Here is a 9,373-nt window from a genome sequence, read left to right on the forward strand (position 1 = left end):
GCGTGTCATCCGCCTTTCGCAGCCGGTCAACGCGCGCGACACGCTGGCCCGCCCCAAGACCAAGCGTGAAAATCTCCTCCGGAGACGCCGGAAACAATCCACGCCGTAGCCATTCGCTGCTTGCGACAAGCCCGCGACGCGACATGTCTTCGCTGAAAGACGTCAGGCTGGAAAGACGCTGCTCCACTTTCTGAACTTTCGGAGCCACAAAAGATCCACTGCCCCGTTTTTGAACAACGATCTGATCTTCAACAAGGCCGGCAACCGCTTTTCGAACCGTAACACGCGACAATTCGGTCATGGCAGCAATATCGCGTTCAGACGGGAGCGGCTCATTTTCCCTCAGGACGCCTTCGTCAATTGCCTGCTGTATGCGTCGCCGCAATTGCAGGTATCGGGGTCCGCTGGAACTTCCCAGCCAGTCACCATTTTCCAGCATGGATATGAATTCTGTCATGAAGCCAGACGCCTTGGGATAAATAATACCTTTCAGATACCAATTTAAACTGGCTCGAATTCGAAAATCAAGTGCTAAAAATCCTGACTTCAGCCAATGAAGCGTCGCGCACCCTTCGAGCTCCGCCCGACATCCTCGTGTTCGAAACGGTTTTCACAGAGAATAAAATCGATGTTTTAGTGTTCAAGTTTTCCAACAAAATCAAAATCTATCATCGTTTTCATTCGCGCATGGTGAGAACCAAATGAGTACCCGAACCAAACCTCCCCTGTATTCCGGATAAAAACTGGCCAAATCTTCGAATTTTTTTACCTACTAGAGCCAGTTTCCGGCTCCGGACCACAAGAGAATCGACGAACAGGAAAATAAAGTCACGTCATTTTTTCGAAATGAAGTCAGAACAGTCACAGCGGTCATTTCGGTAATTTTCTTTGTGTCGGCGCACGCCACCGAATGTTGAAAATCAGGGACTTACTCTTCTCTTTTCAGATATTTCATTGCTCTTTTTGACAGGCCCAATTTGTTAAAAAAGTGATGCCAATTGATTTTTTTGTTTACTAAACGCCTTATTGGTTGCATTTTGGTATTACAAAAAAACAGTCTTGAAATAAGACCAGAGGCGATGATCACCTGTTTTGACATTGGCGGTTCTTTTATCCGCCACGGCAGATTGCATGCCGACGGCTCAGTTTTCGAAAACGGCCGGGTTGCGACACCTGGTTCGGATTGGCTTGCCTTCGTTCAAGCTGTCGAAAAGTGCGCTGACGCCGGACATGCGCCAATCTCAATTTCGTTGGCGGGAGCATATGACGACCGCACAGGTATTGCAGATGTCGCCAATATTCCCTGCCTCCACAAGCGTCCTGTTCAGAAAGACCTGGAAGCCGCACTCGGGCGCCCGGTTGTCATTACAAATGATGCGAATGCCTTTGCCCTGGCGGAAGCGATTGATGGAACCGGCCGCGGCAAACCTGTCGTTTTTGGCATCATCCTGGGGTCGGGTGTTGGTGGTGGGCTGGTTGTCAACGGCAACCTGATCAATGGCGTTGGCGGAATGGCCGGAGAATGGGGCCATGGCCCTATCATGGATCCAACCGCAGGCGGCCAGCTGTCAGGGCTTGAGCCCTATCCGTGTGGCTGCGGACAAATTGGATGCATTGACGCCATGTGCTCTGCGCGCGGCATGGAACGCATTCACGCGTCCTTGCACGGCAGCACGTTGTCCAGCAAGGAGATCACCGCAGCCTGGCACGATGGTGAAGAAACAGGCACAAAGACTGTCGAGGCCTACTCCACGCTCCTCTCCAGAGCGCTTTCGGTTCTGGTGAATACACTGGGACCCGATGTCATACCCGTAAGCGGTGGTCTTTCCAATGATCAGGATCTGCTTGCCCTGATCGACCGCAAGACACGGGACATCGTGCTGGCAGATTATCCCACACCGCTGGTCGTGAAGGGTAGATTTTCAGAAAATGGTGGCCTCCATGGCGCCGGAATCGTTGCACGTACGTCTTTCCCGGAGGCGGTAATATGACAACAATTCCGCTGGAGGTCTGCGTCGACACGATTGAAGGAGCCTGGACGGCCGCGGAACACGGCGCGGACAGGATCGAACTTTGTGCGGCGCTTTCCGAAGGCGGCCTGACCCCGTCTGCCGGCCTCATGAGTGCAGCCTCAAAACTGCCCGTGCCAGTCTACGCAATGATTAGGCCGAGGACCGGTGACTTTCGATATTCCGATGCCGAAAAGACATTGATGTTGCGGGATATTCACGTCGCAAGACAGGAAGGGCTCAACGGAATTGTCATCGGAGCCACCACTGAACAGCGGAAACTGGACAGAGACTTTCTCTCAACTGCATTGGAGGGTGCGGCGCTGCCTGCGACGCTGCACAGGGCTTTCGACATACTGGACGATGTAGAACAAGGTGTTGAAGACGCGATCTCCCTCGGATTTGAACGCATTCTTTCATCCGGTCAGGAAGAAAGAGCAGATCAGGGCATCGATAGACTCGCGTCCATCGCCAAAATTGCACGGGGGCGCATTTCCCTCATGGCAGGTTCTGGCATCAATGAAGAAAATGTCGGGCGCATTTTGAGCCTTACGACCGTTGACGAACTTCACGCTTCCTGTTCCAGCCGTTCAAAAGCGCCGTCCCTGGAAGAACCGGAAGGCCGATTGGGCTTCGTTGCTCTCAACGGTTTCAAGAACACCGACGCAGCAAGGGTAAAGGCGCTTCGAAGCGCCATCGACAGATATCTGGAGACCACAGCATGAAGACCGGTTATGTCGGCCTCGGGGCGCGCATCGCCAATGTCAGCAATTGCCTGCAGAGGGTCTCTGCAGCGATCGATCCATGTGCCTATGTGGACCCGACGCCTGCGGGTTTGAAACACGTCGAGGCTCAAAGCGGCAACACCCTCACCTCTTATGACGACCTGTCGGACATGTTGAGCGCTGAAAAGCTCGACTTGTTGATGATCGGATCGCCGAACTTCATGCATATGGACCATCTGAGGGCAGCGCTGCAATCGGATGTACCTTATATATTTTGTGAAAAGCCGATCGTCACGAGCGAGGCGGAAACGTTCGAACTGCTGGAACTGATGAAGGCTCACGACGGTGCAACGCGGGTGCTCGTCGGCCTGGTGCTCCGGTATTCGCCTCTTTTTGTCGAACTGAAAAAAAGCCTCTCTGCCGGTCAGATTGGTAAAGTTGTTTCCATCGAGGCAGCAGAGCACATCGCGCCATATCACGGCTCGTTCTTCATGCGCGACTGGCGACGATACGAGAAAAACTCCGGCGGTTTCATGTTGGAGAAATGCTGTCACGACCTCGACCTCTATCAGGGTGTCGTGGGATCGCGACCGCGATTTGTTTCCAGCTTCGGCGGACGCAAGAGCTTTGTGCCTGAGAACAGGCCGGATCAGGATCACAGCTTTCCCGCGCCACACTATCCAGACCGTGTTGACCCGTTCACCCCCAGATGGGGCGGTGCCAATGCCGATTTTGATTCAGATGGCGACCTCATCGACTACCAGACCGCTTTGATCGAATACGAAGACGGCGCAAACCTCTGTTTTCACACAAATATGTATGTGCCGGATGAGTTCCGACGATTTGCCATCATGGGTACCAAAGGTATGGCGGAGGGCGATTTCATCCGCAACTACTTCAAGGTTCATGATGCCCTGACGTCGAATTGCCTCGTCGATATCAAGGAACTGCCCGGTGAGCGGGCGGGACATTACGGCGCTGACGACGCCATGGCCCGTGATCTCAATCATTATTTTAAAAATGGCGGTGGACTGCCGGTTGATGTCCTTGATGCTTTGCGGGCGGGTCTGACCGCTATCAAGCTGGACGAAGCCCGGCGCACACGCTCGGTTCTCGATCTTGCCGAGACCTGGCAGCAATTCGACAGCTACGGACTGGCTTGAGGGGAAACCATGGCGCATACGGCGAAAAAGAAAGACTATTTCCCCTATCTCCTGCTGGTCCCGGCAACGCTGGTGATGGTTGCGATCGTTGCCTACCCTCTTTTCGAGACGTTCCGGCTGTCGTTCACGAATACGAGTATGAGCCCGAAATACGAATATGTCGGACTGGCGAATTACGAAAAGATCATGTCCCGGCGCTTTCCGGAGGTCATTGCCCGCACGTTCTACTGGATGGGGTTGTCCGTTGCGTTGAAAATGCTGATCGGCACGCTTGGTGCTGTTCTTCTAAACGCGATGGTTCCCGGAAGGGCCTTGTTCCGCATACTCGTGATGCCACCGTGGGTCATTCCGATCGCCATCGGCGTCTTCATATGGGGCTGGATGTATAACGGTCAATTCGGGATGCTGTCGGGAATGGCGCAAAGGCTCGGCATTTTGAGCGGCCCATTCGAATTTCTCGCCTATAAGAATTCGGCCTTCATGGCGACCATCGTGACCGACGTCTGGATCGGGGTTCCGATGGTGACGCTGTACCTGCTCGCAGCCATGCAGTCCATTTCCAAGGATCTTTATGAAGCTGCCTGGGTCGATGGAGCATCGCGTTTCTATCGCTTTCGCAGGATTACGCTGCCACTGATTTTCCCATCGATTGCAACTATGGCCCTGCTATCGGCAATCGCGACGTTCAATTCCTTCGACATCATCTGGATCCTGACCGAAGGCGGCCCTCGCGGCGCTACCACGACGATGATCATCGATACCTACAAGACCGCCATCAGCCGGTTCAAATACGGAGAAGGAGCTGCGCGAACGGTTATGATCGTTCTGTTCCTCGGATCCTTCACCTTCATCTATTTCGTGCTGCTGTCGCGCCTTGCCAAAAGGAGCCCGAACAATGCTGCATAAGTATCGCTGGTACGAGTATGTGCTGATCTATTGCGGAGTTGCGGTCTTCCTGACGTTTGTCCTGGCGCCGTTCGTCGAAGCCTTTGTCGTTTCGCTGCGCCCTCTCAGCGGCCTCTTTTCCATTCCTTACAAGTTCATCACCGATGAAATGAGCTTCGAGGCCTACTTCTCCATGTGGAAGAACGTGCCACTGCTTTGGCGCTATATGCTCAACTCGTTTTTCATCGCAACGGTCGTTACGGTTCTGGGCCTGATCTGCATCATTCCGGCGGCCTATGCCTTTGCCCGGTTTGAGTTTCCAGCCCGCAATTCCTTGCTCGGTGTCTTCATCGCCGTGAACATGTTCTCAGGCGCGGTTCTGATCATTCCGCTGTTCAAGCTGATGCAGCAATACGGGTTGCTGAATACATATTTCGCAATGATTGCACCGGGTACCGCCTTCGTCATTCCAACAGGGATCTGGCTGTTGCGCTCCTATCTGGTGCGCATTCCGAAGGAACTGGAAGAAGCTGCCTGGGTCGATGGCGCTGGCAAGATCTATACGCTCGTGCGGGTGATCATCCCGGTCGCACTCCCGGGCATCGTGGTTGTCACAATCACCGCCTTCATCACCGCATACGCGCAACAGTTCATCTACGCGCTGACATTCAACTCCGTGAATGAACTCAATCCGCTGCCGGTTGGCCTGTTCCAGTTTTTCGGGCGCCAGTCGGTTGTGTGGAACGAACTCATGGCGGCCAGCCTGGTGGGAATTCTGCCTGTGCTGTTCGTCTATGTGTTCCTGCAACGCTACATCGTCGCCGGTCTCACAGCCGGCGCCGTCAAAGAATAACGATAAAAACAATCCAACCAGAAAGGGAATCAAATGACACTAAAATCATTGCTTCTGGGCGGCTCGTTCGCCCTTGCCCTCGCCTCCGGTGCGCAAGCCGAAGACAAGGTCATTCACATGATCAATTGTGGTGACAATACCGGTGCCGGCATTCCGATCCAGGAAAAGCTGATCTCGGACTGGGAAGCTGCCAACCCGGGTTTCAAGGTTGAAGTGGAGTTCGTGCCCTGGGGACAGTGCCAGGAAAAATCCACGACGCTGGCAAGCGCGGGCAACCCACCTGCCGTCGCCTATATGGGATCACGGACGCTCAAGCAGCTCGCCGCAAACGACCTCATCATTCCTGTCGACATGACCGAAGAAGAGAAGGCGACCTATGCTGCGCCGATCCTTGGCACGATCACAGCCAATGGCAAGCAGTGGGGACTGCCGCGCGCATTCTCGACAAAGGCTCTCTACTGGAACAAGGACCTCTTCAAGGAAGCCGGTCTTGACCCGGAAACACCACCCAAGACCTGGGACGAGATGTACAACGCCGCAAAGGCAGTCAAGGAAAAGACAGACGCTGACGGCTTCGGTCTTGCCGCTGCCTCCTTCGACAACACCATGCACCAGTTCATGAACTATGTGTATACGAACGGCGGCGAGGTCATTAACGCGGATGGAGAGATCGTCTTCAACTCGCCGAACAATGTCGAAGCCCTTGCCTTCTACGGCAAGATGGCAGAAGTCTCGCAGCCTGGACCGGTTGCCTATGACCGCGCGAAACTTCGGCCCCTGTTTTCAGAAGGCAAAATCGGAATGTTCATTTCCGGGCCATGGGAGCGCGTGCGCGTTAAAGACGTCAATTGGGGTGTCGCACCTCTCCCGCACGGACCAAGTGGTGGTGCCGGTACACTTCTGATTACCGACTCTCTGGCCGTGTTCAAAGGGTCCGGTGTTGAAGAACAGGCTCTTACCCTCGCAAAGCTTCTAACCAATCCGGAAAACCAGATGGCGTTTGAAATCGCGGAAGGCTACACGCCTCTGCGCGACATGCCTCAAGTTCAGGAAATCCTGAAAGAAGATCCGACCTGGAAGGCTTTCCTTGACGCGATCCCGACTGGTGGACCAGAGCCGTTCGTAACCGATTACGTCGGTCTTCAGGACACGATCAACGAGGCCGTTCAGGGTGTTGTCCTGGGTGAAATCGAAGCTGCGGAAGCAGTTGAAGTCGCCGCTGAGCAGCTTGAGGAATTCAAGTAACACCCTAAGCGCTGACCGGGCTCCAGGTACCCCACACCCGGAGCCCGGACACCTCTTCAAAAAAGGAATGACCATGGGCGAGTTGCAGCTGCGCGACGTACGCAAAAGCTATGGCCGGATGGAAGTCATCAAAGGCGTGAACCTTGATGTAGACCATGGCGAGTTCATCGTCTTTGTCGGTCCGTCCGGATGCGGGAAATCAACCTTGCTGCGCATGATCGCAGGGCTTGAGGAAATTACAGGCGGTGACATTACAATTGACACCAAGGTTGTGAACGATCTGCCACCCGTAAAACGTGGCATCGCCATGGTGTTCCAGTCCTATGCGCTTTATCCGCATATGAGTGTCTACGAGAACATCGCGTTTCCCTTGCGGGTAGAACGCCTTTCAAACGACAAGGTCCAGGAAAAGGTACAAAACGCCGCCGGCATCCTGCAACTGTCGGAACGATTGCAGCACAAGCCAGGAGAACTGTCAGGCGGTCAGCGCCAGCGCGTTGCTATTGGACGCGCCATCGTGCGTGAACCTTCAGTTTTTCTGTTCGACGAACCTCTATCCAACCTGGACGCGGCTCTTCGGGCCGAAATGCGTGTCGAACTTGCAAAGCTTCACAACGATCTTGATGCTACAATGATCTATGTGACCCATGACCAGGTTGAAGCCATGACGATGGCGGACAGGATCGTGGTACTTGATCACGGTGTGATCTCGCAGGTCGGAACACCCCTCGATCTTTATCACAAACCGCAAAACCTGTTTGTCGCCGGTTTCATCGGCAATCCGAAAATGAATTTTGTCCAGGTGACCGGCAAGCAATCCGACAACAACGGAGTTGTCGTCACGCTCCCGTCCGGTCAAGAGTTGACTGTAGCCGTGTCACCTAGGGGAGATGTGGCCGGCAAACCTCTGACCCTGGGGATCCGCCCGGAACACTTGACGCTTGATCAGGCTGATGCCTCGGTCGAGATCGTTCCGAATGTCGTTGAGCATCTGGGTATCCACACAGTCACCTACAGCTCGATTCCGGGATCTGACGCAACGTTTTGTGCTTTGCTGCCCGGCTCCGCACCGGTAAAGGTCAGCGCGCCCATTAAAATGGGGGTGAAGGGGTCCGATTGTCACCTGTTCGACAACACAGGCACGGCTTTTGACCGCATGGTTTCCGTGGCCGCCCTGGACCCGGCAGAAATGCACATTTAGGTGCCGCTGCTGCGTGAGGAAAAAAAGCGGCCACCTGACAGGTGGCCGTTTTAGTTTGCACTGCAATTAGGCGGGCAAGCCCTCTGGAGGACTAGACGACTTGCCCACGGGCGGCGACGTGTTCAATTCGCGTCACCGCGCCGTCCCGGTGGAACACCAGCTTGTCAAACAGGTTGGATACGACACAGGTGTGGTTCGGGATAATCCGTATCCGTTCTCCGATCTCAGGTTTCTCATCAAGACCGCTGAGATCGACAACGGCATGTTCTTCGCTCAATGTGGCAATCGACGCATCGGGATATTCAACGATAAGCCCATGATCATCGAATCCCAGCAGGTCCGACGTGAGAGCTTTCGACCCAGCGTCCAGTACCGCCCGGTTTTCGGTTGGTCGCGACACCACCGTTGCAATGACATGCATCGCGCAGTCGTCGAAGTCGCACATGCCGGCGCGTACCATCGAACGGTCATTGAAAATGTAGGTTCCCGCGCGGTGTTCCGTGGCACTTGGCACGAGGTCGGAATCAAACAGGCTTGGAGATCCGCCGTGAGAGACAACCGCGCACTCAAGATCAGCCTGTTTCAAAAGATCTATTGTCTGCGCAAAGAACGCTTCGACGTCCGTCTCGCTTGATGGTTTCGGATAGGTCAGCAGGCCATGAAAAGTCAGCCCAGGACATGCATCGATCTTGCGTGCAAGTTCCAAGGCGGCCGCCGGTGTCTGGACCCCGTTCCGCCCTGATCCTGTATCACATTCCACGAGAACATTTAGCGGAAGATCTTCTGAAAACGTCGCGGCAAGAGCGTCCACGACAACGTCATTGTCTGCGACCACCTGCAGGTTTACCCGCGAATGCAAGGCCTTCAATCGCTCCAGCCGCGCAGACCCGAGCATGTTGAACGTAATCAGAATATCGGTGAAACCTGCATCCGCAAAAACCTCCGCCTCACTGACCTTCTGGCAATTGATACCTTTCGCCCCGGCAGCAATTTGCTGTGTAGCCAACGCCGGGATCTTGTGGGTTTTGATATGGGGCCTGAAATTTCGACCGATCCGGTCGAAATATTCCTGCGCAACCGAAATGTTGGTCTCCATGATCTTTTCGTCGATCACCGCTACTGGTGTGAGTAAATCATGAATGGAAAGTCCAATACTCATCACTCACCCTCCTTGCCTGACTGCAATTTTGAATTCGGGTTCCACTGGTCGCTCCCCAACTGACGACACTTCAGAAATTGGCCAGATGTCCCGCGGGGCTTTTCTGTAGGGAGTCGTTTTCGGGTCGTTCGGG

9 protein-coding genes are annotated in these 9,373 nt (G+C 54.4%); 7 read left to right on the plus strand and 2 right to left on the minus strand.

All coding sequences use genetic code 11. The annotated features are described in order from the left end of the window. Positions 1-457 (minus strand): GntR family transcriptional regulator (locus tag K5905_RS19235; protein WP_297586706.1); only part of this gene is annotated, 457 nt, incomplete at its 3' end. Positions 458-1,079: 622 nt separating this feature from the next. Here K5905_RS19235 and K5905_RS19240 point away from each other — a divergent pair. The 7 genes from K5905_RS19240 to K5905_RS19270 all read left to right on the plus strand — a co-directional run bounded on the left by K5905_RS19240 (position 1,080) and on the right by K5905_RS19270 (position 8,081). Next, on the plus strand, positions 1,080-1,991 hold the full coding sequence (locus K5905_RS19240; protein WP_297586708.1) for an ROK family protein: 912 nt from the start codon (positions 1,080-1,082) through the stop codon (positions 1,989-1,991). Then, the gene (locus tag K5905_RS19245; protein WP_297586709.1) at positions 1,988-2,734 is read left to right on the plus strand and encodes a copper homeostasis protein CutC; all 747 of its coding nucleotides are present in this window, start codon (positions 1,988-1,990) and stop codon (positions 2,732-2,734) included. Before K5905_RS19240 ends, K5905_RS19245 begins: the two co-directional genes overlap by 4 nt. Then, positions 2,731-3,897 (plus strand): Gfo/Idh/MocA family oxidoreductase, encoded by a 1,167-nt coding sequence (locus K5905_RS19250; RefSeq protein ID WP_297586710.1) that lies wholly within the window; start codon positions 2,731-2,733, stop codon positions 3,895-3,897. Before K5905_RS19245 ends, K5905_RS19250 begins: the two co-directional genes overlap by 4 nt. 9 nt (positions 3,898-3,906) lie before the next feature. Beyond that, positions 3,907-4,803, plus strand: a complete 897-nt coding sequence (locus K5905_RS19255) for a carbohydrate ABC transporter permease (protein ID WP_297586711.1) — start codon at positions 3,907-3,909, stop codon at positions 4,801-4,803. Continuing rightward, positions 4,793-5,635 carry a carbohydrate ABC transporter permease gene (locus K5905_RS19260; RefSeq protein ID WP_297586712.1) on the plus strand — a complete coding sequence of 281 codons (843 nt, stop codon included), beginning with the start codon at positions 4,793-4,795 and terminating at the stop codon, positions 5,633-5,635. Before K5905_RS19255 ends, K5905_RS19260 begins: the two co-directional genes overlap by 11 nt. Before the next feature lie 33 nt (positions 5,636-5,668). Beyond that, entirely contained in the window at positions 5,669-6,880 is a 1,212-nt protein-coding gene (locus tag K5905_RS19265; RefSeq protein WP_297586713.1) for a sugar ABC transporter substrate-binding protein, read from the plus strand. Between the two features lie 73 nt (positions 6,881-6,953). Beyond that, positions 6,954-8,081 carry an ABC transporter ATP-binding protein gene (locus tag K5905_RS19270; RefSeq protein ID WP_297586714.1) on the plus strand — a complete coding sequence of 376 codons (1,128 nt, stop codon included), beginning with the start codon at positions 6,954-6,956 and terminating at the stop codon, positions 8,079-8,081. Positions 8,082-8,172: 91 nt separating this feature from the next. Here the strand turns inward: K5905_RS19270 and K5905_RS19275 are convergent, their stop codons facing one another. Then, positions 8,173-9,240, minus strand: a complete 1,068-nt coding sequence (locus tag K5905_RS19275; RefSeq protein ID WP_297586716.1) for an alanine racemase — start codon at positions 9,238-9,240, stop codon at positions 8,173-8,175. Between the last annotated feature and the right edge of the window lie 133 nt (positions 9,241-9,373).

The sequence above is a fragment of the Roseibium sp. genome (assembly GCF_025698965.1).
Classification (GTDB): Bacteria; Pseudomonadota; Alphaproteobacteria; order Rhizobiales; family Stappiaceae; genus Roseibium.

Bases quoted from the DNA above. Each gene is read 5' to 3' on its own strand.
- K5905_RS19240 (WP_297586708.1), top strand. From the start codon at position 1,080: ATGATCACCTGTTTTGACATTGGCGGTTCTTTTATCCGCCACGGCAGA.
- K5905_RS19245 (WP_297586709.1), top strand. From the start codon at position 1,988: ATGACAACAATTCCGCTGGAGGTCTGCGTCGACACGATTGAAGGAGCC.
- K5905_RS19250 (WP_297586710.1), top strand. From the start codon at position 2,731: ATGAAGACCGGTTATGTCGGCCTCGGGGCGCGCATCGCCAATGTCAGC.
- K5905_RS19255 (WP_297586711.1), top strand. From the start codon at position 3,907: ATGGCGCATACGGCGAAAAAGAAAGACTATTTCCCCTATCTCCTGCTG.
- K5905_RS19260 (WP_297586712.1), top strand. From the start codon at position 4,793: ATGCTGCATAAGTATCGCTGGTACGAGTATGTGCTGATCTATTGCGGA.
- K5905_RS19265 (WP_297586713.1), top strand. From the start codon at position 5,669: ATGACACTAAAATCATTGCTTCTGGGCGGCTCGTTCGCCCTTGCCCTC.
- K5905_RS19270 (WP_297586714.1), top strand. From the start codon at position 6,954: ATGGGCGAGTTGCAGCTGCGCGACGTACGCAAAAGCTATGGCCGGATG.
- K5905_RS19275 (WP_297586716.1), bottom strand. From the start codon at position 9,240: ATGAGTATTGGACTTTCCATTCATGATTTACTCACACCAGTAGCGGTG.